Source organism: Photobacterium sp. DNB22_13_2, assembly GCF_052873915.1.
Map to the genome: position 1 here is coordinate 50,042 of NZ_JBNNXU010000022.1, position 22,147 is coordinate 72,188.

Here is a 22,147-nt window from a genome sequence, read left to right on the forward strand (position 1 = left end):
ATGTCTGCTGTATGCACGCTTTGGTCACGCTGATTTGTGCATTATATAGTTTAAGGCGGGAGATTTGTGAACCATCCGTCAAAAATGAACAAAACCAACGGAATTTGGTAATATAGCGGGATTACCACAGGGATATGAAATCATTATGAATGAAAACCGTGAACATCAATGCGATGTGCTTGTTGTCGGTAGTGGTGCAGCAGGACTGTCATTGGCCCTTAGACTCGCACCCATGGGTAAAGTGATCGTCCTGAGCAAGGGACCGCGCAGCGAGGGAGCAACCTTCTATGCCCAAGGCGGGATCGCCGCCGTTTTTGATGAATCAGACAGTGTTGATTCCCACATCGAGGATACCCAGATTGCCGGTGCCCACCTGTGTGATGAAGACGTCGTCCGCTTCATCGCTGAAAATGCCAAGCACTGTGTCCAGTGGCTGATCGATGGCGGTGTGCCGTTTGACCGCGAAGAAAGCGACACCGACGAAGCCCCACGCTATCACCTGACCCGCGAGGGGGGACACAGCCACCGCCGTATCCTCCACGCCGCCGATGCTACCGGCATGGCTGTGCAAAACTCATTGCAAGACAATGTTCACAACCACCCGAATATCGAAGTACTCGAGCGCCATAATGCATTGGATCTCATCACTTCACACAAATTGGGTGATACCGAACAGCCAAACCGGATCCAAGGTGCTTACATCTGGAACCGAAACCTTGAAGCGGTCGAAACCGTTCGCGCCAAGTTTGTGGTGCTGGCAACCGGTGGTGCTTCTAAAGTTTACCAGTATACCTCGAACCCGGATGTCTCCTCCGGTGACGGGATTGCGATGGCATGGCGCGCTGGCTGCCGGGTCGCGAACCTAGAGTTCAACCAGTTCCACCCTACTTGCCTGTTCCATCCTGATGCACGTAACTTCCTACTGACCGAAGCCCTGCGTGGCGAAGGTGCGTATCTGCGCCGCCCTGATGGCTCACGGTTTATGAAAGATTTCGATGAGCGAGGCGAGTTGGCACCGCGTGATGTTGTTGCCCGGGCTATCGACTTTGAAATGAAGCGTCTCGGTGCCGATTGCATGTATCTCGATATCAGCCACAAGCCAGCAGACTTTGTCACCAAACACTTCCCAACCATTTACGAGAAATTGCTGACGTTCGGTATTGATATCACCCAAGAGCCGATCCCGATTGTCCCAGCCGCTCACTATACCTGTGGTGGCGTAGTCGTCGACAAACAAGGCTTGACCGATCTCGATGGCCTTTATGCTATCGGCGAGGTCAGCTACACCGGCCTGCACGGGGCCAACCGTATGGCCTCTAACTCCCTGTTGGAGTGTGTGGTCTACGCCTGGGCAGCCGCTGAAAGCATTGCCGAGAAAATGGAGAGCGTCGAGCTTCCACCTTCGCTGCCTTTCTGGGACGAAAGCCAAGTCAGCTGCTCTGATGAAGAAGTCGTGATCCAGCACAACTGGCACGAGCTGCGCTTGTTTATGTGGGACTACGTGGGCATTGTCCGCACCACCAAGCGTCTTGAACGAGCGATGCGCCGGATCCAGCTGCTAAAAGACGAAACCGATGAGTACTACAGCAACTTCAAAGTTTCGAACAACCTGCTGGAGCTGCGCAACCTGCTCCAAGTTGCCGAACTCATGGTTCGCTGCGCTCTCGAGCGGAAAGAAAGCATCGGCCTGCACTATACCCTCGACTACCCCGAAGCTGTTGAGCAAGCCAAGCCAACCGTGCTGATCCCTGACCAGCAGTAATATCAGAAAAACAAAAACAAAAAAGCGAGGGCCATTTGGCCCTCGCTTTTCTTTATTGTGATTTGGCGCTCGTTAGACCCGGAATCCGGCAATTGCTTGTTCTAGCCCTTTTGCTTGTTGGGCCACAGCCTGAGCGGCTTGTACGTTGTCATGGGCGACCTGGGTGTTGAGTATAGTCAAATCGCTGATAGCTGAGACATTCTGCCCAACTTCACCCGACACTAAGCTCTGCTGCTCAACCGCCGCGGCGATCTGGTGACTGGTGTCCATTATCTGCTGCATATTCGCCATGATATGGTTGATTTGTCGCTCCGCACTTTCCGCCTGAGTCACACTCTGGCCACCCAGCTCGCGGCAATGACTAATATGCTCCACCACTTGTTCGGTCTGCCCCTGTAGGGAGCCAATAATAGTCGTAATTTCTTCCGTCGACTGACGGGTACGTAATGCCAAGGTCCGGACCTCATCAGCAACCACAGCAAAACCGCGCCCCTGTTCACCGGCCCGGGCGGCTTCAATAGCCGCATTTAGAGCCAACAAGTTGGTTTGCTCGGCAATATCTTTAATCACATCCAGCACCGAGCCAATATTAGTCGACAGGTTAGACAGGCTAGACACTTGCTCGCTGGTGCTGGCTAAATCGTCAGACAGCGTATCGATCTTATGTTTGGTATTCGTCACTTCCTGCAATCCATCGGTCGCCCCCTGAAAGCTACGCTCGGCATGCCCTGCGGCCACTTCTGTGTTATCAGCAATGTCGCGGATTGTCGCCCCCATTTCCGTCACCGCCGTGGCAACAGACTCGGTCTCGCTTTGCTGTTGACGTAGAGCTTGTTCGGACTCGTTACTCCGTTGCTGAAGCTGATTCGAGGCACCGCCCAATTCGGAAACCGCTACCTGTACCTCCCCCACCAATTGGCGCAAGCTCGCCAGCAGATAGTTAAAATTAACCGCCATCTCCGCCATCTCATCGTTACCAACCTGATCTGCGGTGCGGGTCAGATCATGGCTGGTTGCAATTTCTGCCATCAGCTGGCTCATCCCTGCCAAGCGGCGGTGGATGGACTGGCTAATCCACCCAGACAACCCCAACAGGGCCAACACAACCAGTACAACGGTTACCGACAAGACCGCAGTTAGCTGCTGCTGATCATCTGCCACGGTCTTATCCAACTGCTGCTTGACTGTCGAAAACATCTGTTCAACCTGGTGGGCCTGGCTGCGCATATCACCTAGCAACCCTTGATTATGGCTCAGGCCAATCTGTGTCAACTGCAAACGAGCCTGCTCAGCAGCCTGTTGGTAGCGCTGAAAGTTCTGGCCAAATAGCACAGACAGCTGCATTTCATGAGCCTGCTTCAATGCTAAATAATCCGCCACACTGTCTTGGTTTCCTTCCAGCACCATCACCTTGCTAGCCATTACCAGCGAAAATAACGGGCCAAGGCCTTCCCCTTGCACGCTGGCAGTATGGATAAGCGCATCCGTTGCAGCAAAGTACTCGCCTAGCATCCCCTCATCTTTGGATAGCCCAAGCTGTTGATAGCCAGTCATCAATGCCAACATCCCCTCGCGATACTTGGCCATCACGCCAGAAAATTGCTCCAACTGCGTAATAGACAATGACAAGTACTGAGCTTGACTAGCCAGCTCTGCCTGCAAGTCCTGGTAACGGGTATAGTTACTCTCGAATGTTGAACGGTATTTCATGTCCATCCGCATCATGAAATCTTTTTCATTTCGGCGTAGGTTCAATAGCGCGACTTCCATCTCTGTGACTGTCACCTTGGCTTGGTTGAGACGAACCACCCGCTCACCCGCCACCTGACCGATCAACAGTACAGCGCCCAATGCCACGACTGAAATCAGGGTCAGCCCCAACAATTTTAATTTTATTTTCATTACCCTTTCCACCGCGTTTCAACACTGATTCACCAGCACCCACTCATGTTAATCGGCCCGATAGCTATTCTCTGAAACAAAAGATGACGCTTTCATGACCAAGAGAAACAGTTCACACGAAAAGCCATCAAAACACGCAAAAATAGACCAGTTTTGACCCAATGTATGAATTAATTATTTACCAGGGTTAACCAGAGAGTGTTCGGTGATGATGGGAATACAGCGCTAGGCTACGGTAGGAGGCACCAGAGCATGCGTCTGGACATATCGGCAACCAAATCATTTGGCCACTGACTCCTTCAAGGTGCCAAACAAGAATTAGGCCAGTGCGGATTCGTGCGGTCTTTAGCCGCCACTGCTTTTTCTGCCAGCGAATATCCCCTTGATTGGAGATCTGCAGCCGGCCAGCCAATTGGCAAATATCGGCAAAGCGCCGCTCCCACTCATTAAACAGCCACCAGCCAACAACGAAAAAAACAGGCCAGGGAAAAGGCGAGAGGAAGGTACAAAGCAATAACAGAACAAGCGCACAGGCATACAGCGATGCCAGTGCGCACATTAAGCGGTAGGATGGTGTAAGGGTAAGATCAGCGAAGTTTGCTGTTGTTGTGGGCAACAATCTTATCGACCATTGCTGCATGTGCCGGGTTTTCACTGCGGCCATGCTGCATCATCCAAGTAAACAGATCGGGATCGTCACACGTCAGCAGCGAGATAAAATCCTGCTGCTCTTGCTCGGGGAGATCATCAAAACACTCGTCGAAAAACGGCATGATGAGCACATCCAACTCCAGCATGCCACGGCGGCAAGCCCACTTAACCCGTGCTTTTTCGTCTGCACTTAACATTTTACAACCTCATGATTGGATCCCGGAGCGACCGTAAAAAGACCTAAACCGATGAAGGTAGCCCCGGATGTTAACAATGCTCACCATACTAGCAGCCCGTATTGCCAGCGACCATGAGGTAGCACAAACATTGCCCCGAGTTGAGAGCTAGGATCTATTTTGCTGCGCAGGTTATGGCAAGCAAACACGAACGACAATATCTGACCAACTTCCTCAAGTAATATTGCTGACAAATCACAATCCGCGCTTTAACATAGACATAAATGATTTCTCAACTGGACGTCCCATGAGCAACTGGTCTGAAAACCTCAATTTTGATCGCCTTTCCCTAGCAACCGGCGATGCCCTACCATCTCTTGCCTTGGTCGATCTTGCCAACTGGGCGCTGGTAACCCTGATCGGCGACGACAAAAAATCGTACTTACAAGGTCAGGTGACCTGTGATGTGGTGGGCCTTGCCGCAGAGCAAAGCACCCTTGCCGGTCATTGTGATGCTAAAGGTAAATTGCGTACCGTATTTCGTTTGTTCCACCACAATGATGGCTATGGTTTCTTGCAGCGCCGCAGCATTATGGATACCCAACTACCTGAGTTGAAGAAATACGCCATTTTTTCCAAAGTCGATATCGAAGCCAGTACTGATATTCTACTGGGTATTGCAGGTAGCGATGCAGACGCCCAAGTCACCCAGCTGTTTGGTGGCGAAGGCGATGTCCGTGCAATCCAAGGTGGTACTGCGGTCAAGATTGACTCCCTGCGCTGGCTGCTAGCACTCAACGCTGACGCGGCCAATGACGTTGCCAGCCAACTGGCAGCCACCGCGACACTGAGCGATGATAGCCTGTGGGATCTTTATGACATCCACGCTGCCATCCCGAGCATCAATGCGGCAACCGAGCTAGAATTCATCCCACAGGCGGTCAACCTTCAGGCCTTGGGTGGGATCAGCTTTACCAAAGGCTGCTATACCGGTCAGGAAACCGTGGCACGCGCCAAGTACCGCGGTATCAACAAGCGTGCGATGTACATTGTCAGCGGCCCAGCAAATCAATGCCCGCAAGCTGGCGACAGTCTAGAGCGCAGCGTAGGCGAAAACTGGCGCAAGGGCGGCACCATCGTCGCCGGTTACCAATTCGGCGATGGCCAAGCAACCGCATTAGTCGTATTGCCAAACGATCTGGACGAAGGTACGGCTTTCCGTCTGGCTGGTACCGAAGGTGTATGGCATCAGCAAGCGCTTCCGTACTCACTGGACGACAACAGCTAAGCCATGAATACCCCGGTTACCCATTACTTAGACAACGAAGGCGTGGAATATCGCCTTCTTCATCATAGCCAGCCGGCCAAAACCATAGAGGAAGCCGCCCGCGAAAGGGGGGTTGATCCCGAGCAGATGGTAAAATCCATCTTGCTCAGAGATATGGGAGGATTCCATGTGCTGGCGTGCGTGCCCGGCCCGGCCCAAGTTGATCCCAAAAAGGTCCGAGCGATGTTCGGCTGCCGTCGCATGACATGCGCCGATCCCAGTGATGTCGAAAAAGTCACAGGGCTGGTGATAGGAACAGTCGCACCGATCGGACTCAAGCGTCCTCTTCCGGTTATTTTCGATCACCAGATCACCGCCCACACTTGGGTCAATATCAGTAGTGGCGACCGAATGGCCGGCGTCGAATTAGCAACCGATGATCTGTTGGTACTGTGTGATCCTATGTTTGCCGATATCTGCCGTTAAATGGGAGCTGCATGAACAATATCAACTGGCGAGGCATTGACCTCAACCTGCTGGTCGCCTTTTCGGCTCTGATGGAAACTCGCAGTGTCACCAAAGCTGCCGCTAAGCTGTCCATCGGCCAATCAGCCATGAGCCATAACCTGTCACGGTTACGCGCCTTGCTTGATGATCCGCTGTTCGAACGCCGCGGCCACCAGATGATAGCCACCGAGAAAGCGATTGAGCTCACCCCGGTGGTCGAGCATATCCTCCAGCTGATCACCAGCGAAATCCTCCAGCCGGATAAGTTCTCCGCCGAAGACTATCAAGGCACTCTGAGGATCGGCCTGACCGACTATGCCGAATTGCTGTTCGCCCCAGCGTTGTTCGATGCTCTCCGCAAGGCGGCGCCGCACAGCCAACTCAGCTTCTGCAATGTTGACCGCAACAATTACCAGCAAGCAACCGAAAGCCAGAAAATCGACCTTATCATCGGCTCGATGACCAACTTACCCCATGAGTTCGATAGCCAGTACCTGTATACCGAAGACCATGTCTGTCTATTCGATGCTAAAGCGACCGGTTTATCCTCACCAATTGATCTGGCTAGGTATATCCAAACACCGCAGGCCTTGGTCTCCCCAGATGGCAAACTGATAACCAATATCGACAACCAGTTACAACAGCAGGGTTTCCAGCGCCATATTGCAGTAGGCTCCAGCAGCTTTCTGACCATCCGTCACCTGCTTAGTGGACGAAACTTGCTATGCGTGGTGTCGACCCTGATGGCCAGGCTTGATGTATTCAATGATGAGCTGAGCCAATGCCGTCCGCCGGTCGATATTCCCGACTTCGATATCAACATGCTATGGCTACGCCGCAATACCAACCACCCTCGTTTGGAATGGCTGCGCCAATGCGTCGGCGACGCCGTCACCCAACGGATTGAAGAGCTGCGTAAAGCTCATTGATATCGAGGAGCAACAGCGAAAGAGTGATACAAAAAAGCGCAGATGGGTATCTGCGCTTTTTCTTTACAACAGCGACTACAAGTTAGCGTTTTGATTCCGGCTCGCTGATTTGATAAAGCTTGTGCTCATCACAGGGCTCCTTACAGCCACACTCCTTGTCGACCCCGACATTGGCAAGCCCGCCACAGCTCCCCTGGATGGCTTTTTTGCGAAAGATCCAGCCAATAGCCATCGCCCCAATCACCAGCACAAAAATTAATACCGTCAACAAATAGGTCATAGCTTAAACCCTCCAATCTTGGTCAGCCCCTGCACATTGGCATTACCACTGGCTGTCATACCTATTTTAGCGGGCTTCACTGTTTTTTTGCTGCCGCAACCACAGCCACAGCCGCCTTTCTCGCGCTTGCACGGCCGCCCCTGCTCGGCAGTCAGCAACGGTTCACGGCCAACGCTGCCATCCAATACATCTTGCACCGCCGCACGGTTGGGAACCCTAAACACTGAAAAGCCCGCTCGTAGCAAGCGGGCTAGCGAACGCTGGCCGACATTGCCAAGCAATAACGTCTTAACATTATGCTCTGCCAATTGCGCCTGAAGCTGCTTTTTATGCTTGCATCCTACTTCTTTGCGGCCTTGGTTAATCAATTCGGCAATCAATTGTCCTTGTTCATCGTAAACAACAAAGCCGGCAGCTTTTCCGAAATGCCCTGCCACTTCATGATGTGGTGTGACGGCGATGGCTATTGACATGATGGCTCCTTTTCATTGTTTGGCTGGACAATAGTATCCAGCTCTAGTGCCATACCCTTGACCAAGGCGCTCGCCACTTTATGCCTTGCCGCAGCAACGATATTGCCCAAGGTCTGGCGGGATACCCCAAGCTCCTGCGCAGCAGCCTGCTGGCTGAGCCCATTGAGATCGACAAGTCTTAAAGCCTCTAATTCATCAGCTGCAAGCGAAAGGGAGGCGAGTTCAGACATTGGCACCCCATTGGGCTTGAAACAGCTATAAGCTGGGCGACAACGGATCCGCCGCTGGATTTTCGGTCTAGGCATAGTTCACTAATAATCTAATCGCTAAAAACACCATTATTGGCATATGCTAATAATAATCTTTGATCAAAAACAGTTTTCGAGCAGATCCGTCCAGTCGGGACAATCAGCATTTTCATCTGTTTAGCACAGCCTGCTACTTTTCAATTGGTTTATTTATGAACGATTTAGCTATTGGGATCTCCGCACTGGTTTTCCTTTTTAGGTCAGAATCAATATCTAAGTGACTAAAATCGTTTAACTAAATGCAAATCATGCAAAAAACAATGAATAATATGCCAGAGCGATAACTTAATTCACGATATAAAACAAAAGTATAAAACTCCATCCAACGCGCCAAGGGTAAAAGAAATAGTAGTTATTAAGTTATTTAACATCACTATTATGCTGAAGACATCACAAAAGCATAATGCGCATTGTTTTATAATTCCTGCCGTCAAATACAAAAGGAAAGGTTGGCTAACTATGCGGATGTTCAAACGCTACGTGCCGAAAATGATCGCAAAGCACGTAAGTCGTTTATTCAGTGGAAGGATCTACATTGATGGTCGAGGCGGCTATGAGTTCAACAACGGTCAATTGTTGGTGCCAGTGAAGGCCCAACATCGCCATTACCAAACGGTAAGTGAAATTAATCAGGAAATTCGTCGCCTTAAAGACTGCTAATCTCGCAGAAAAAGAAAAGCCCATTACGGGCTTTTCTTTTATCAAGGCATAGAAAGCTAATCAGGTCTTAGTCACTGTCTTCATCAACCAAGTCCGAGTAGCTATCAGCATCGAGCAAATCGGCAAACTCTCCCTCATCTTCGACCTTTATCTGGAACAACCAACCGTCACCATAAGGGTCACTATTGACCAGCTCTGGTGAACCTTCCAAGTCTTCATTGATGGCAATCACAAATCCGGATAACGGCGCATAAATATCAGACGCCGCCTTCACCGACTCTGCGACCGCACAATCTTCACCCGCTTCCGTTACGGCATCAATTTCCGGCAGATCAACAAACACCATATCACCCAGCAATGATTGGGCATGATCGGTAATACCCACCGTATATACCCCATCACCTTCGGGACGGATCCATTCATGGGTATTGGTAAACTTCAACTCAGAGGGAATATCGCTCATAGTGAAACTTCCTTATGAAAGCCTGCCTATCGCACTCTCAATGCGGCCAGCAGAATCAGTTATCGCAGGGAGAGCAAAAGCCAGTATTTGTTCGGCTAACAAGATGAAATCTAACGCCTGGGCCAGTTACTGCCAGCTCTGTTTTTTTCCTGATATTTAATGTAGGAGAAAATCACCAAATTGGATAACAATTTTTTGTCATTTCCGTGAATCCCCACCTTTCACCACGCTTTGTTTCCGAGCTGACTTCCTTAAGAGAACCAATGAATACAAAAAAGCCGCCCGTTTGAACTGGCGGCTCTTGGCTTGACTCGGCTGTTGGATATTAACTTAGTAGCGGGCTAACTCTGGTAGTTCACCACTGAGTCCCAAGGCCCGGCGCATAAACTCGTCCTTCACACCCGGCGCCTTGTCGGCAAACAGCATACCCAAATCGCGGACCAGCTTTTTGGCCGGATGACTGCCGTCGAACAGATCCCTGAAGCCCTGCATCGCCACGAGCATTTTCGCCGCTTCAGCTTTACGCCAACGCTCATAGTGGCGCAGGTGACTCTGACGACCGATATCTTTCTCTTCCAGCCACAGTTGCTTGAGCTCTTGCGCCAAGCTCGCCGCATCCAACAAGCCAAGGTTGACTCCCTGACCGGCAAGCGGGTGGACCGTATGGGCAGCATCCCCGACCAGAGCGACACGCTCACGGACAAAGTCACGGGCATAGCGCATCTTCAGCGGGAAGGCCTGTCGCTCACCTTCAACAGAACACAAGCCAAGGCGGTTATCAAACGCAGCGGTCAGATGTTTGTTGAACTCCGGCTCTGGCATTTCACACAACTGGTTTGCCTCTTCAGGCGGTAATGACCAAACAATCGAGCACAGATCCGGCTCAGCCAACGGCAAGAAAGCCAATGGCCCTTCAGGGCGAAAGATCTGGCGCGCCGTGTCTTGGTGCGGTTCACTGCATCGAATATTGGCAACAATAGCACTGTGGCCATAGTCCCAGTGAGTCAATGGTATATCTAGCTGCTGGCGCAACCAGGAATTGGCGCCGTCGGCACCGACCACCAGCTTAGCGGTCAAGTTACGGCCTGACTCTAAACTCAACCAAGCCTCACTCTCGCCAAAAGCAATGCTCTGGCAACGCTCCGGCGCCAGCAGAGTGACATTTGGCAGTTGCTTAACACAATCCATCAACGATAACTGAATGACCCGGTTTTCAACAATATGTCCCAAATCAGGCTGGGCCAGTCGTGCTGCATCAAAGGCAATATTGGCAAAGCTGTCCTGCTCCCATACCTGCATCTTGCTGTACGGCGCCATTCGGCGGGCAGCAATACCCTCCCAGGCACCCACTCGGCGCAGGATACGTTCACTGGCCCGACTCAGTGCCGAGACCCGGACATCCGGTAGCGGAGCAAGCTCCGTATCAGGTAACTTACCTTCAATCACCGCAACCCGTAGTTCGGTATCAGCAAAAGCAGCAGCCAAAGTAAGGCCGACCATACCGCCGCCAATAATAGCGACATCAACACTTTGCATCATGATTATCTATCTACCTGTCCCATCGCCCGCCGTACCAGCGGGGCTTTCAATACATCGACACATTCCATCGCCATCAAACCAAGGTTACGGCCGGCAACAAAAGGTATGCTATCGTTGGCAAAAATACCGACCAAGCCCGCGGTCATGCCAATCGTCGCTTCACGATCCGGCTCCCGACGCTGGCGGTAATGGCTCAATACCCGAGAGTGTCCAGCATCACCGGTGCGAGCCCACTCACGGCAGATTTCCTCGGCCAGACTCATCACATCACGCAAGCCAAGGTTGAACCCCTGACCAGCAATCGGATGCAGCGTCTGCGCCGCATTTCCCACCACGGCGACCCGATGAGAGGCTAGGCGAAGAGATTGGCGCAATAACAATGGATAGGCATGGCGTACACCGGCGTGGCTCAAGCGGCCGAGGCGCCAACCGAAGGCCTGCTGAAGCTTGGCAAGAAACGTCTCGTCACTCCAACCCATCACTTCAGCTTGATCGTCAGGGCGAATACACCACACCAATGAACTCCGACCTTCCGACATTGGCAGCAAAGCAACCGGCCCATGCGGGGTAAAACGTTCAAACGCTCTGCCCTGATGCGCCTCATCTGTAGTTACATTGGCGATCACCGCCACCTGTTCGAAGTCATATTCACTACGACCTAGACCCAGCATGTCGCCAACAGATGACTGGGCACCATCGGCGGCAACCACCAAACGGCAGTGCAATTGGTCGCCATTGTCCAAGATCAAATCAACACCATGCTGATGTCGTTCGATCTCAGCGATCTTGGCTGGACAAATCAGATCAATACGATCCAACTTTGCCAACTTGTGATGGAAGGCCCGTCCGGCATCAGTCAATTCAACCACGTAACCCAAAGCATCCACCGCCCGCTCACGGGCATCAAGGTGGACCATACCGGCGTGGCCACGATCTGAAACATGGATCTGGGAAATGGCGGTTGCCACACCAGAAAGTGCCTGCCAGCATCCGATACTGTCGAGCTGCTGGACCGAGCCTAGAGAAATGGCAATGCTTCGCGCGTCATAGCCGGGGTGCAGATCCAGCTTCGGCTCTACCGCTTCGACGACAGCAATACGAAGCTTTCCGGCCCCCAGTTTATCCAATGCAATTGCCAAGGTTGCGCCGGCCATTGCACCACCGGCTATCACGACATCGTACTGCTTCACATCTGTCCCTTAACTGAAAGTACTGTACTTAGTGAAGAACTGGCTTAGTGAAGAGTTGGCTTGTCAGCTAGGTCAGCCGTTTCATCTTCAGCTTCACCGCGCTGGCTCAGACCGATCAGGCACGTCAATACGCACTCCGGCACATAAGCCACCACGTTATCAAATAGCATCGCCTGCTCTTGCATATCTTCGTCTTCATCAACGCCAAGCTGGGCAATTTCTTCCAACGCAGCCACCGCCTCGGTGACATCGTCAGACAACTGCTGCTTATTCATCCCCATCAGACCGAGGCCAGAAATAAAATTGGTCACCCATTCACTCAGAGCCTCGGCACGGAGCATCAGCTCAGCGTCTTCGCCAGGAAGCAGCAATTCAACCGTGAAATCAACGTCAGCCAGTTCGGCAGCCGTCGAGGTGAAAAGGGTTTGGGTCAAGCCGCCCAGCTCGCGAGCTGCCGCGTCAAACACCGAGCGCACAACCGTTTTGGCACCATCGGTCATCGCGTCGCCCTGATTGGCATAGTCGCAAACTGGTGCCAGCCACTGTTCACCGTCAACAGCCATACCACCGCAAATCATCCCGCAGATCAGGCCATGCAGCTCTGACGGGGTAACGGCTAGGCCTTGCTCTTTCAGCATTGGCTCTAGGGTTTCATAGGCAGGAAGTTTTGGGTCGCTCATGGGCTATTCACCTTATTGTCATGGGGCTAAATCGTCTTTATGGTATGCTACCACTTATACAAAAGATCAGTCACTCGCCATTTCCCGTCTAATTTACCTCAATCTGGTTAATATCTGATTAATTAGACAGATTTAGGTCTAAAGCATGACGGGCTCACTTGCATGTTGATAGGGCTTTTTCTATATTGGGCCTCCTAGCGCATATCGCAGCGGAATGCCAAATTGGACGATCTGGCACGGAGCAGATTAAACATTTATGAGTAACCAGGCAGTAGAAATTCAGGTATATGGCCGCAGCTTCAAGGTGAACTGCCCAGCAGGCCAGGAAGACGCCCTGCGTGCAGCAGCCGCCGATTTTGATCAGCGCTTAAAAGATCTTGCCGAGCGAACCAAAATCACTAACGCCGAACAGCTGCTGATGTTTACCGGTCTAAACATTTGTAACGAGTTGCATAGCGAGCGCCAAGAACAACAGCGCAATGCTGAAAAACTATCCAATAGAATCAATGAGATGGAAGATTTATTGGAGAAAGCATTGCAATATCAGCCAAAGCGTTGATAATGAATTGACCCTGGGGTGTGCGTCAGCGGATTAACGTCCCCGAGCCGATAAGCAAAAACCCAGGATCAGCTTTGATTAGCTATTGAGCAAGCTCGGCCCGTACCGAGAAGCCTGCGGTTAATGTTGCTGATCCACCTTGAACATCTGGTTCAAGGGCCACAATGCGCAACGGCACCTTGGGGCATACCTTTTCAGATGCGCTTACGCAGCAAGTACTGCTGACAGCCATCGCCCTCTATTCCTCAGAACCTTTTGTCATTGGACGACCTATGAGATCTGCGGTACCTGCATCAGCCACCCGGCAGCAACTTCGCAAGCGAACCCGTGAACATCGACGTCAGTTAACATCCGTTCAGCAGACAGATGCCGCGCGCGATTTACTCGAACACTGCAAGCAGGCCAGCAGCCTACTACAAGCTCAGCATATTGCCCTCTATCTCGCCAACGATGGTGAGCTCGATACCACTCCTGTGATCGAATGGTTGTGGCAGCAAGGAAAAGAGGTCTACCTACCGGTACTCCACCCATTTAGCAAAGGCCATTTGCTGTTCCTCCACTACACGCCAACAACGAGGATGAACCGCAACTGCTATGGCATTCAAGAGCCAGTTTTGGATATCCGACTCGTCAAACCAGTCATTGAGCTCGATACTATCTGCACTCCTCTGGTTGCGTTCGACAATACCGGCCAGCGCCTAGGGATGGGAGGGGGGTATTACGACCGAACCTTGAGCCTGTGGCACAATGAACGACGTGGTCCGCGCCCCGTTGGTTTGGCCCATGATTGCCAACAAGTCGACAGCCTGCCGTTTGAAGCCTGGGATGTCCCGCTCCCCGAGATCATCACCCCGTCGTACCATTTTCACTGGTAAGTACCGATAAACAAGGCTTAAAAGCGGTGATATTGACAAAAAACCACCACCTAGACGCAATCGTTTGTCTTTTCTGTGCCACACCCCCCACCTTAAGCTTATGTTATTAATAGAATTGTCTTTTTCCTCCAACTTAGGTTGCATTTATCCGGCCAGATAAGGACTGACGCCAGACCGCTATTTGGCTATAATCAGCGCTCCGCGCAACGTTTGTCATCACTAGGAGATAAGCATGACACAAGATGAAATGAAGAAAGCTGCTGGCTGGGCTGCTCTAGAGTACGTAAAGAAAGGCAGCATTGTAGGTGTCGGTACTGGCTCGACGGTTAATCACTTCATCGATGCTTTGGCTACCCGCAAAGAAGAAATCAAAGGTGCAGTATCAAGTTCTGTCGCGTCTACCGAGCGTCTTGAGCAAATCGGTATCCCTGTATTTGATGCCAACGAAGTCTCTAGCCTAGATATTTATGTTGATGGTGCTGACGAAATCAACGGCGAATACGACATGATCAAAGGCGGCGGCGCAGCCCTGACCCGTGAAAAAATCGTGGCCGCGATTGCCAAACAGTTTATCTGTATTGTTGATGACACCAAGCAAGTTGATGTACTTGGTCAATTCCCGCTACCGGTTGAAGTGATCCCGATGGCGCGCTCATACATCGGCCGCGAATTAGTTAAACTTGGTGGTGATCCCGAGTACCGCGAAGGCTGTGTCACCGACAACGGCAATATGATCCTAGATGTCCACAACATGGCCATCACCGATCCGAAAGCAATGGAAGACTCAATCAACGCCCTACCGGGTGTCGTGACTGTTGGTCTATTTGCCCACCGCGGTGCTGATGTCCTGCTTGTCGGCAGCCCTGAAGGCGTGAAAAAATTCGAAAAGTAATCATCTAGCGCTTTTTTAGCTTGGTCTATAAGAAAAAAGGCGCTTTAAGCGTTACTCACTTTCAAAACGGCATAATATATGCCGTTTTTTATTATCAATCCTGTAATATTCTTACCCATTCTGGTCAATTTTTGATAACTTAACTGGCAGCATGTAAGCAAACCGAATGTGGTGCTCATGGATTGCCCGTATACAGGAAATCTATTCCTTCCTTTTCCTGCCTCTACCCAGCTCCCATGAGCCCCTCTGCCACCAGCGTTAAGGATGAGTATCAATGGCTAAAATTTCACTGGAAAAAGACAAAATAAAGATCCTGCTGTTAGAAGGCGTCCACCCTTCTGCAATTGAGGTACTACAGCAGGCTGGTTACAGCAACATCGAATACCACAAAGGCTCCCTTTCCGGTGACGAGCTGCTTGCCGCCATTGCCGACGCCCATTTCGTAGGCATCCGCTCCCGTACCCAGCTGACAGAAGAAGTCTTCAGTGCCGCACAAAAGCTGATTGCCGTCGGCTGTTTCTGTATTGGCACCAACCAGGTTGAACTGAGTGCCGCCGCCAAACGCGGGATCCCGGTCTTCAACGCCCCGTTCTCTAACACCCGGAGCGTGGCTGAGCTGGTACTGGGGGAGATCCTGTTACTGCTTCGCGGTATTCCTGAAAAAAATGCCAAGGCCCACCGTGGCGAGTGGTTCAAATCAGCTGACCAGTCTTTCGAAGCCCGTGGCAAGCGCCTCGGTATTATCGGTTATGGCCATATCGGTACCCAACTTGGGATCTTAGCTGAAAACCTCGGTATGAAGGTGTACTTCTACGACATCGAAAACAAGCTGTCACTGGGTAATGCGACCCAAATACCATCGATGACCGAACTGCTCAACAAATGTGATGTAATCAGCCTGCACGTGCCGGAAACCCCAGAAACCCAAGACATGATGGGGGTCGAGGAATTCGCTCGCATGAAACCAGGTTCTATTTTCATCAACGCAGCCCGTGGTACCGTGGTCGATATCGACTCACTGTGCAGCGCGCTGGAAAGCAACCATATTGCCGGCGCGGCAATCGATGTGTTCCCGGTTGAACCGAAAACCAACAACGATCCGTTCGAAAGCCCATTGGCCAAATTCGACAACGTATTGCTGACACCGCACATCGGTGGCTCAACCCAGGAAGCACAAGCGAATATTGGTATTGAAGTAGCAGGCAAGATGGCCAAGTACTCAGACAACGGCTCGACCCTGTCAGCGGTTGGTTTCCCAGAAGTATCCCTGCCTGAGCACAGAGAATGCTCGCGCTTGCTGCACATTCACGAAAACCGCCCGGGGATCCTCAACCAGATCACCACCATCTTTGCTGAAGAAGGGATCAACATCGCCGCCCAGTACCTGCAGACAGGCCCTGAGATCGGCTATGTGGTTATTGATGTCGAGACCGAACGATCGGAAGAAGCCCTGTCGAAGCTAAAACTGATCGACGGCACTATCCGCGCCCGTATCCTGCACTAATCACAAACGGTTACCAAGATCGAAAAAGGAGAGCTCAACGCTCTCCTTTTTACATCAAATCCTAGATGCGAGATCCTGGTTCCTAGGCGTAATATTCTAGGATCCAGACTCTAGGTTCTTTTACTCTTCCAGCTTAAACACCACTTCGACCCGGTCACGAATAATGATCTGGGTATCCTGGTAGCTGACGGCATTCTCCGGTGCAGCGTCCATCGCCATACGCATCATCATCGGGCGTGGTTGGCTTGCTTGATAAGAGATCTGCCATACCCCATCCAAGGATTCACCAAATCCTTTAGCCAGCGATTCCGCCTTGGCAATGGCATCTTTGATTGCCGCCTGGCGCGCTTGCTCCATATACTCGTTTTCGTTGCTAACCTTAAGCTCAATATTATTGATGCGGTTGATACCGTCGCCTAGAGCACTATCAAGATAGGTATTGAGGTTATCCAACGTATTAACCGTTACTGTCACATGGCGGCTGGCACGGTAGCCCTTGAGCTCCGGCTCTTTGTCTTTCGGATAGCGATACTGAGGTTGCAGGCTGATATTGGCGCTTTGGATTTGATTGCGATCCAGGCCCTGCTCAAGCAAGCGCGCCACAAATGCTTCAACGGCTTTATCCACTGCTTGCTTGGCGTCTTTTGCCGTTGGACGGATCTCTTCGACAGCAACGGCAAACACGGCCATATCAGGCTGTGCAGTGACCTCGCCGTTACCGGTTGTCTGCAAATGCGGAACACTCACCGTAGCTGCAGCCATGCCACTGGTACCCAACAAACCCAACCCTAACATTACTGTGACAAGTTGTTTTTTCATCTGGCCTATTCCTATTTTATTAATCTATTTTTTCATGCGTTGTCCATATGACAACGGTCAGAGACAAAAGATTCCCTTCTTTAGAATCTTTTTGTACATTGTTTTATATTTTATTGCGGCAAAACCTTCGCGGCGTACTGGGTCATCTGCTCAGATAAGTCAGACAATACCCCACTCTCCAATGCCCAGTGATGCCAGTACATTCTGCGGGTCAGGAAAATATCCGGAGTCAGGTTAACCAATGTACCAACATCAAGCTCCTGCTGGATTTGGATCCGAGGAATAAGACAATAGGCAATGCCTTCCACCGCCATCCTGACAAAGGCCTCCGACGAGCGTACCGTGTGCTTCATAACGCTGCCAAAAGGCAGATTGAAATGCTGATGGATAAATCGCTCGTGCATATCATCGTGATAATCGAATGCAACACCGGGTGCAGCCAGCAAGGTGTCACGGTTTACCCCTTGGGCAAAATACTTATTGGCAAAAGACGGGCTGGCCACACAGAGAAAATCCACCCTGCCAAGATAATCAGCCACACATCCCGGCATCGGGGTAGATTCCATACTGATCGCCCCAACCACCTCGCCACCGCGCAGTTTATCCAGTGTTCGGGATTCGTCTTCGATCATCAGGTTGAGCTCAATCCGCCTTGAGCGTAACAAAGGGCTCAGTGCCGGCAGCAGCCAAGTGGCCAGACTGTCGGCGTTGGTCGCGATAGACACCGACAATGGCTGACTGCTGTCATCCGGTGTCAGCTCGGGTAACAGCTCTTGCTCGAGCAGGCGCACCCGGCGATAAAGCCCCAGCATTTTCTGTCCAGCCGCCGTTGGCCGTGGCGGCTGCTCTCTGACCAGCATGGGTTGGGCCATCAACTTTTCCAACTGCTTGATCCGCTGTGACACCGCCGATTGGGTAATACATAAGTACTCTGCTGCCCGCTCAAATCCCCGTTGGGATATCACCGCATCAAGCGCTTCAATCCATCGATAATCCAGTCCTCGCATCTTTTTTTCACCTGCTTTGTATCTGCATCGCACGCTTATTAGAAAGTCTAATATTACATAAATCTTATTAGTTGTACTTAACAATAGCGGCAGGAGTATGCTTGCGCCAACACTTTCAACCCGGCCTCCCAGATACAGGGAGAAACCGAAATATTAATAAATAAGGTAAGCAGTAAAATGAGCATTTGGGCGTTATTACAAGGATTTGGACTCGGCGCATCGATGATTATTCCAATCGGAGCACAGAACGCCTTTGTCCTCAACCAAGGGATCAAGCGTAACCACCATCTCACTACGGCCACCGTCTGCAGCGTGCTTGATACCTTGTTTATCAGCTTAGGTATCTTCGGCGGCGGTGCTTTGCTATCCAGCAATGAAACCTTGCTGGCCAGTGTTACTGTCGGCGGGATCTTGTTCCTGACCTTTTATGGCTGCCTGTCATTAAGTAGTGCCCTGCGCAAGCCTTCCGAACAAGAGCAGAGCAAAGCGGTGTTGGCCCGCGGCCGCCGTGCAGTGATCCTCGGAGCACTGGCTGTCACCGTGCTTAACCCACACATGTACCTCGACACAGTGGTCATTCTGGGCTCTATCGGCGGCCAATTTGAAGGCAATGACCGAGTAGCCTTTGCCATCGGTACCATCTTGGCATCATTTGCCTGGTTCTATACGCTATCGCTGGGTGCCGCTAAATTAGGGCCGACATTGTCAAAACCCAAAGTAAAACGCGGAATCGACCTCGCCGTTGCCGCTATGATGTTCTTCATCGCCAGCCATCTGGTACAGGGATTATGGAGCCAATATGCAGTTTGAGAAGTTAGAACAAATTTACCTGAGTAATCTGGCCTTGTTTGGGCAAACCAGTGTCAGCTACCAACAATGGCAGCATGAAGCCATTTTGGATTATGAGACCGATGAGAAGATTGCTAACGAGCTTGGCTGGACAGCCGCTCCGACCAAGAGTCTGTTCATGCGCCTCAAGGGCGGTGGCCACAGCTTGTTGCTGACTCACCGCGACAGCCGGCTCGACAGCAAACTGGTCAAGCAGGTACTGGGAAAGAAAGTGTCAGTGTGCAGTCATGAAGAAATGGCTGAGGTGATAGGCTGTGTACCCGGCGCAGTCTGTCCGTTCGGCCTGCCAGAAGAGATCTCACTCTTGATAGATCCGATTCTTTACCAGCATGATGAACTGATGTTTACCCCGGGTAAACCGGAGCTAACCTTTGCTTTTGCCAGCCGCGATCTCGACAAACTGCTGGCGGCACTGCCCAATACAGTGATCCCATTGCCGACCGCTAAGATCGGATAAAAAATGGAGCCTTACGGCTCCATTTTTTATTGGTATCGATATTACTGCTCAAGGGCCTTGTTGAGGTGGACATCCATCTGCGGATACGGGATCCCGATGTTTTCTTTATCCAGTTCTTCTTTGATAGCCTGCATCAAATCGAAGTATACCGCCCAGTAATCAGCCGTATTCACCCAAGGGCGTACCGCGAAATTAACTGAGGAATCAGCCAGTGCCAATACACCAACCGTTGGCTCAGGATCTTTCAAGATACGCGCATCGGCTTCTATCACCCGAGTCAGCACCGCTTTGGTATGTTTGAGATCAGCATCGTAAGAAACACCTATCACCAAGTCGATTCGACGGGTGTTATGGCGTGAATAGTTGGTGATTGGGCCACCAATGACCCCCGCATTCGGTACTACCACCATTTTATTGTCTGGGGTTTTCAAGATGGTAGAGAACACTTGGATCGATTCAACCGACCCAGATACCCCACCAATCTCAACAAAATCCCCCGACTTAAACGGACGGAAAGCTACGATAAGTACACCGGCAGCAAAGTTTGACAGCGAGCCCTGCAAGGCCAAGCCAACGGCTAAACCAGCGGCACCGATCACAGCAACGACAGATGCCGTCTGTACACCGACACGGCCCAAAGCAGCAATCAGTACAATCACAAACAACAGATAGCGTACGAGCGATTGAAGGAATTCAACAACCGCCTCGTCCATATCTTTTCTGCGCAGCATTTTTGCCACGCCATTAGCAATACTCTTGGTGATGATATTACCAATAAACAGGATCAACAACGCAGACAGGATATTCACCCCGTACTGGATCAGTAATTCCTGATTGTCAGCGACCCAAGTGCCAGCACTGAGTACGCCATTGGTCAGATCATTATCTTTGATGGTATCCACTACCGTATCCGCAACATCTGTGACGGTATCCGTTACGGTATCTGTAACACTACTCTCACTCATACCTTTCTCTTCCTGCAAATATTATTTCCTTTCCCACAAAAAATAGCAGCGGGAGCACAAATAATCATAGGCTTAATTATGTAAATTACTTATGCAATCATCACTATAACAGTGATTTTCTATGAATAGGCCAGAATAACAGCCTTTTTTCGCGGCAAGATAATACTCCGGAGACTAAAAAAACACCAACAAAAATTTGCAGGCAAGCAAGCGTGAATGACAGGCACAAAAAAACCCGCCGAAGCGGGTTTTTTCTTAACTTAGCGCAGGACGTAAAATTAAAGTACGTCGATAGCGTTAAGGTCAGAGAATGCTTTCTCTAGGCGAGCAACCATTGAAGACTGACCAGCACGTAGCCATACGCGTGGATCGTAGTACTTCTTGTTTGGCGCAGCTTCACCAGTTGGGTTACCAATCTGGCCTTGTAGGAAGTCACGGTTTGCAGCTTCGTATTGACGAACGCCATCCCAGTTAGCCCACTGAGTATCAGTATCGATGTTCATTTTGATAACACCGTAACCGATAGACTCTTGGATTTCTGCTTCAGAAGAACCAGAACCACCGTGGAATACGAAGTTTAGTGCGTTACCAGCAATGCCGAACTTCTCTGCACAGTATGCCTGAGAGTCACGTAGGATAGTTGGAGTAAGAACAACGTTACCCGCTTGGTAAACACCGTGTACGTTACCGAAAGAAGCAGCGATAGTGAAACGAGGGCTGATAGCAACTAGTTTCTCGTATGCGTAAGCTACGTCTTCAGGAGAAGTGTACAGCTCAGATGCGTCCATATCAGAGTTATCAACGCCGTCTTCTTCACCACCAGTACAACCTAGTTCGATTTCTAGTGTCATACCCATCTTAGCCATACGCTCTAGGTACTTACCAGAGATCTCGATGTTCTCTTCTAGAGACTCTTCAGAAAGGTCAATCATGTGAGAAGAGAATAGAGGCTTACCAGTTTGTGCGAAGAATTCTTCACCCGCGTCTAGTAGACCGTCGATCCATGGAAGAAGTTTCTTAGCAGCATGGTCAGTGTGAAGAATTACTGGCACACCGTAAGCTTCAGCTACAGCGTGTACGTATTTAGCACCAGCAACAGCACCTTTAATCTGTGCTTCTTGACCTTCTAGCTTCAGGCCTTTACCAGCGAAGAATGCAGCACCGCCGTTAGAGAACTGAACAACAACTGGTGCTTTAACTTTTGCAGCAGCTTCTAGAACAGCGTTTACAGAGTCAGTGTTAACAACGTTAACCGCTGGAAGTGCGAACTTGTGCTCTTTAGCAATTTCAAAAACTTTCTGTACGTCGTCGCCAGAAATAACACCAGGTTTTACAAAATCGAAGATCTTAGACATAACAATAGTCCTATTTGCCTTGTTGTCTTATATAAACAAAAAACTGTGCAATCGTTTGCGAAGCGCCCATATTCTACA

The 22,147-nt window shown here is 50.8% G+C and carries 25 protein-coding genes and 1 other RNA gene; 12 read left to right on the forward strand and 14 right to left on the reverse strand.

What is annotated here, in order from left to right:
- The first annotated feature begins 145 nt into the window (after positions 1-145).
- Positions 146-1,762 (forward strand): L-aspartate oxidase, encoded by a 1,617-nt coding sequence (nadB, locus tag ACVA58_RS23225; protein WP_446512717.1) that lies wholly within the window; start codon positions 146-148, stop codon positions 1,760-1,762.
- A gap of 72 nt (positions 1,763-1,834) precedes the next feature.
- On the opposite strand, the gene ACVA58_RS23230 is transcribed toward nadB, so the two are convergent.
- The 3 genes from ACVA58_RS23230 to ACVA58_RS23240 all read right to left on the reverse strand — a co-directional run bounded on the left by ACVA58_RS23230 (position 1,835) and on the right by ACVA58_RS23240 (position 4,512).
- Complete coding sequence (locus tag ACVA58_RS23230) at positions 1,835-3,664, reverse strand: methyl-accepting chemotaxis protein (RefSeq protein WP_446512716.1); 1,830 nt, start codon at positions 3,662-3,664, stop codon at positions 1,835-1,837.
- A 187-nt stretch (positions 3,665-3,851) separates the two neighbouring features.
- On the reverse strand, positions 3,852-4,328 hold the full coding sequence (locus ACVA58_RS23235; RefSeq protein ID WP_446512715.1) for a protein YgfX: 477 nt from the start codon (positions 4,326-4,328) through the stop codon (positions 3,852-3,854).
- Positions 4,252-4,512, reverse strand: a complete 261-nt coding sequence (locus tag ACVA58_RS23240) for an FAD assembly factor SdhE (protein WP_446512714.1) — start codon at positions 4,510-4,512, stop codon at positions 4,252-4,254. Before ACVA58_RS23240 ends, ACVA58_RS23235 begins: the two co-directional genes overlap by 77 nt.
- A gap of 286 nt (positions 4,513-4,798) precedes the next feature.
- On the opposite strand from ACVA58_RS23240, the gene ygfZ reads away from it, so the two are divergent.
- From ygfZ to ACVA58_RS23255, 3 genes are read left to right on the forward strand one after another with little or no spacing between them, the layout of a single operon-like run.
- Complete coding sequence (gene ygfZ, locus ACVA58_RS23245; protein WP_446512713.1) at positions 4,799-5,779, forward strand: tRNA-modifying protein YgfZ; 981 nt, start codon at positions 4,799-4,801, stop codon at positions 5,777-5,779.
- Positions 5,780-5,782: 3 nt separating this feature from the next.
- Positions 5,783-6,244, forward strand: a complete 462-nt coding sequence (locus ACVA58_RS23250) for an aminoacyl-tRNA deacylase (protein ID WP_446512712.1) — start codon at positions 5,783-5,785, stop codon at positions 6,242-6,244.
- A gap of 11 nt (positions 6,245-6,255) precedes the next feature.
- A complete protein-coding gene (locus ACVA58_RS23255; RefSeq protein ID WP_446512711.1) occupies positions 6,256-7,194 on the forward strand; it encodes a LysR family transcriptional regulator in 939 nt (312 codons plus the stop codon).
- 82 nt (positions 7,195-7,276) lie between these two features.
- On the opposite strand, the gene nqrM is transcribed toward ACVA58_RS23255, so the two are convergent.
- Genes nqrM through ACVA58_RS23270 form a run of 3 tightly spaced genes read right to left on the reverse strand, consistent with a single transcriptional unit; the run spans position 7,277 to position 8,252 of the window.
- Positions 7,277-7,474, reverse strand: coding sequence for a (Na+)-NQR maturation NqrM (gene nqrM / locus ACVA58_RS23260; protein WP_446512710.1), 198 nt, complete (start codon positions 7,472-7,474; stop codon positions 7,277-7,279).
- Positions 7,471-7,947 carry a NifB/NifX family molybdenum-iron cluster-binding protein gene (locus ACVA58_RS23265; protein ID WP_446512709.1) on the reverse strand — a complete coding sequence of 159 codons (477 nt, stop codon included), beginning with the start codon at positions 7,945-7,947 and terminating at the stop codon, positions 7,471-7,473. The genes nqrM and ACVA58_RS23265 overlap by 4 nt, the downstream gene beginning before the upstream one ends.
- Positions 7,938-8,252 (reverse strand): DUF134 domain-containing protein, encoded by a 315-nt coding sequence (locus tag ACVA58_RS23270; protein WP_446512708.1) that lies wholly within the window; start codon positions 8,250-8,252, stop codon positions 7,938-7,940. Before ACVA58_RS23270 ends, ACVA58_RS23265 begins: the two co-directional genes overlap by 10 nt.
- Positions 8,253-8,714: 462 nt before the next feature.
- Here ACVA58_RS23270 and ACVA58_RS23275 point away from each other — a divergent pair, with 462 nt between their 5' ends.
- The gene (locus ACVA58_RS23275) at positions 8,715-8,915 is read left to right on the forward strand and encodes a DUF1107 domain-containing protein (RefSeq protein ID WP_107350108.1); all 201 of its coding nucleotides are present in this window, start codon (positions 8,715-8,717) and stop codon (positions 8,913-8,915) included.
- A gap of 67 nt (positions 8,916-8,982) precedes the next feature.
- On the opposite strand, the gene gcvH is transcribed toward ACVA58_RS23275, so the two are convergent.
- The 4 genes from gcvH to ACVA58_RS23295 all read right to left on the reverse strand — a co-directional run bounded on the left by gcvH (position 8,983) and on the right by ACVA58_RS23295 (position 12,787).
- The gene (gene gcvH, locus ACVA58_RS23280; RefSeq protein ID WP_446512719.1) at positions 8,983-9,369 is read right to left on the reverse strand and encodes a glycine cleavage system protein GcvH; all 387 of its coding nucleotides are present in this window, start codon (positions 9,367-9,369) and stop codon (positions 8,983-8,985) included.
- Positions 9,370-9,708: 339 nt separating this feature from the next.
- The gene (locus ACVA58_RS23285; protein WP_446512707.1) at positions 9,709-10,917 is read right to left on the reverse strand and encodes an FAD-dependent 2-octaprenylphenol hydroxylase; all 1,209 of its coding nucleotides are present in this window, start codon (positions 10,915-10,917) and stop codon (positions 9,709-9,711) included.
- Positions 10,918-10,919: 2 nt separating this feature from the next.
- Positions 10,920-12,107 (reverse strand): 2-octaprenyl-6-methoxyphenyl hydroxylase, encoded by a 1,188-nt coding sequence (gene ubiH / locus ACVA58_RS23290; protein ID WP_446512706.1) that lies wholly within the window; start codon positions 12,105-12,107, stop codon positions 10,920-10,922.
- Positions 12,108-12,151: 44 nt separating this feature from the next.
- Complete coding sequence (locus ACVA58_RS23295) at positions 12,152-12,787, reverse strand: UPF0149 family protein (RefSeq protein ID WP_446512705.1); 636 nt, start codon at positions 12,785-12,787, stop codon at positions 12,152-12,154.
- Between the two features lie 256 nt (positions 12,788-13,043).
- Here ACVA58_RS23295 and zapA point away from each other — a divergent pair, with 256 nt between their 5' ends.
- From zapA to serA, 5 genes are all read left to right on the forward strand, one after another.
- Positions 13,044-13,346: a cell division protein ZapA gene (zapA, locus tag ACVA58_RS23300; RefSeq protein ID WP_446512704.1), complete on the forward strand. Its 303-nt coding sequence runs from the start codon at positions 13,044-13,046 to the stop codon at positions 13,344-13,346.
- Positions 13,347-13,353: 7 nt separating this feature from the next.
- A non-coding RNA gene (gene ssrS / locus ACVA58_RS23305) (6S RNA) lies at positions 13,354-13,536 on the forward strand.
- Positions 13,537-13,618: 82 nt separating this feature from the next.
- Positions 13,619-14,221 (forward strand): 5-formyltetrahydrofolate cyclo-ligase, encoded by a 603-nt coding sequence (locus ACVA58_RS23310; protein ID WP_446512703.1) that lies wholly within the window; start codon positions 13,619-13,621, stop codon positions 14,219-14,221.
- A 232-nt stretch (positions 14,222-14,453) separates the two neighbouring features.
- Positions 14,454-15,113 (forward strand): ribose-5-phosphate isomerase RpiA, encoded by a 660-nt coding sequence (gene rpiA, locus ACVA58_RS23315; RefSeq protein ID WP_446512702.1) that lies wholly within the window; start codon positions 14,454-14,456, stop codon positions 15,111-15,113.
- A gap of 274 nt (positions 15,114-15,387) precedes the next feature.
- Positions 15,388-16,617 carry a phosphoglycerate dehydrogenase gene (serA, locus tag ACVA58_RS23320; RefSeq protein ID WP_446512701.1) on the forward strand — a complete coding sequence of 410 codons (1,230 nt, stop codon included), beginning with the start codon at positions 15,388-15,390 and terminating at the stop codon, positions 16,615-16,617.
- 120 nt (positions 16,618-16,737) lie between these two features.
- Here serA and ACVA58_RS23325 read toward each other — a convergent pair whose 3' ends face one another.
- Positions 16,738-17,436: an oxidative stress defense protein gene (locus ACVA58_RS23325; RefSeq protein ID WP_446512700.1), complete on the reverse strand. Its 699-nt coding sequence runs from the start codon at positions 17,434-17,436 to the stop codon at positions 16,738-16,740.
- Positions 17,437-17,546: 110 nt separating this feature from the next.
- Entirely contained in the window at positions 17,547-18,443 is an 897-nt protein-coding gene (locus tag ACVA58_RS23330; protein WP_446512699.1) for a LysR family transcriptional regulator ArgP, read from the reverse strand.
- Between the two features lie 177 nt (positions 18,444-18,620).
- Between ACVA58_RS23330 and ACVA58_RS23335 the strand changes: the two genes are divergently transcribed.
- Both ACVA58_RS23335 and ACVA58_RS23340 read left to right on the forward strand, forming a co-directional pair.
- Positions 18,621-19,253 (forward strand): LysE/ArgO family amino acid transporter, encoded by a 633-nt coding sequence (locus ACVA58_RS23335; protein WP_446512698.1) that lies wholly within the window; start codon positions 18,621-18,623, stop codon positions 19,251-19,253.
- Positions 19,243-19,749 carry a YbaK/EbsC family protein gene (locus ACVA58_RS23340; RefSeq protein WP_446512697.1) on the forward strand — a complete coding sequence of 169 codons (507 nt, stop codon included), beginning with the start codon at positions 19,243-19,245 and terminating at the stop codon, positions 19,747-19,749. Before ACVA58_RS23335 ends, ACVA58_RS23340 begins: the two co-directional genes overlap by 11 nt.
- A gap of 41 nt (positions 19,750-19,790) precedes the next feature.
- On the opposite strand, the gene mscS is transcribed toward ACVA58_RS23340, so the two are convergent.
- Both mscS and fbaA read right to left on the reverse strand, forming a co-directional pair.
- Entirely contained in the window at positions 19,791-20,714 is a 924-nt protein-coding gene (gene mscS, locus ACVA58_RS23345) for a small-conductance mechanosensitive channel MscS (protein ID WP_446512696.1), read from the reverse strand.
- A 278-nt stretch (positions 20,715-20,992) separates the two neighbouring features.
- Positions 20,993-22,069, reverse strand: a complete 1,077-nt coding sequence (gene fbaA / locus ACVA58_RS23350; protein ID WP_446512695.1) for a class II fructose-bisphosphate aldolase — start codon at positions 22,067-22,069, stop codon at positions 20,993-20,995.
- Between the last annotated feature and the right edge of the window lie 78 nt (positions 22,070-22,147).

Coding starts and splice junctions, on each gene's coding strand:
- zapA (WP_446512704.1), top strand. CDS start 13,044: ATGAGTAACCAGGCAGTAGAAATTCAGGTATATGGCCGCAGCTTCAAG.
- ACVA58_RS23240 (WP_446512714.1), bottom strand. CDS start 4,512: ATGTTAAGTGCAGACGAAAAAGCACGGGTTAAGTGGGCTTGCCGCCGT.
- ACVA58_RS23330 (WP_446512699.1), bottom strand. CDS start 18,443: ATGCGAGGACTGGATTATCGATGGATTGAAGCGCTTGATGCGGTGATA.
- ACVA58_RS23325 (WP_446512700.1), bottom strand. CDS start 17,436: ATGAAAAAACAACTTGTCACAGTAATGTTAGGGTTGGGTTTGTTGGGT.
- ygfZ (WP_446512713.1), top strand. CDS start 4,799: ATGAGCAACTGGTCTGAAAACCTCAATTTTGATCGCCTTTCCCTAGCA.
- serA (WP_446512701.1), top strand. CDS start 15,388: ATGGCTAAAATTTCACTGGAAAAAGACAAAATAAAGATCCTGCTGTTA.
- nadB (WP_446512717.1), top strand. CDS start 146: ATGAATGAAAACCGTGAACATCAATGCGATGTGCTTGTTGTCGGTAGT.
- ACVA58_RS23235 (WP_446512715.1), bottom strand. CDS start 4,328: ATGGCCGCAGTGAAAACCCGGCACATGCAGCAATGGTCGATAAGATTG.
- ACVA58_RS23335 (WP_446512698.1), top strand. CDS start 18,621: ATGAGCATTTGGGCGTTATTACAAGGATTTGGACTCGGCGCATCGATG.
- ACVA58_RS23250 (WP_446512712.1), top strand. CDS start 5,783: ATGAATACCCCGGTTACCCATTACTTAGACAACGAAGGCGTGGAATAT.
- ACVA58_RS23265 (WP_446512709.1), bottom strand. CDS start 7,947: ATGTCAATAGCCATCGCCGTCACACCACATCATGAAGTGGCAGGGCAT.
- ACVA58_RS23270 (WP_446512708.1), bottom strand. CDS start 8,252: ATGCCTAGACCGAAAATCCAGCGGCGGATCCGTTGTCGCCCAGCTTAT.
- fbaA (WP_446512695.1), bottom strand. CDS start 22,069: ATGTCTAAGATCTTCGATTTTGTAAAACCTGGTGTTATTTCTGGCGAC.
- ACVA58_RS23255 (WP_446512711.1), top strand. CDS start 6,256: ATGAACAATATCAACTGGCGAGGCATTGACCTCAACCTGCTGGTCGCC.
- ACVA58_RS23295 (WP_446512705.1), bottom strand. CDS start 12,787: ATGAGCGACCCAAAACTTCCTGCCTATGAAACCCTAGAGCCAATGCTG.
- ACVA58_RS23310 (WP_446512703.1), top strand. CDS start 13,619: ATGAGATCTGCGGTACCTGCATCAGCCACCCGGCAGCAACTTCGCAAG.
- ACVA58_RS23285 (WP_446512707.1), bottom strand. CDS start 10,917: ATGATGCAAAGTGTTGATGTCGCTATTATTGGCGGCGGTATGGTCGGC.
- ACVA58_RS23230 (WP_446512716.1), bottom strand. CDS start 3,664: ATGAAAATAAAATTAAAATTGTTGGGGCTGACCCTGATTTCAGTCGTG.
- ACVA58_RS23340 (WP_446512697.1), top strand. CDS start 19,243: ATGCAGTTTGAGAAGTTAGAACAAATTTACCTGAGTAATCTGGCCTTG.
- ACVA58_RS23275 (WP_107350108.1), top strand. CDS start 8,715: ATGCGGATGTTCAAACGCTACGTGCCGAAAATGATCGCAAAGCACGTA.
- mscS (WP_446512696.1), bottom strand. CDS start 20,714: ATGAGTGAGAGTAGTGTTACAGATACCGTAACGGATACCGTCACAGAT.
- nqrM (WP_446512710.1), bottom strand. CDS start 7,474: ATGACCTATTTGTTGACGGTATTAATTTTTGTGCTGGTGATTGGGGCG.
- rpiA (WP_446512702.1), top strand. CDS start 14,454: ATGACACAAGATGAAATGAAGAAAGCTGCTGGCTGGGCTGCTCTAGAG.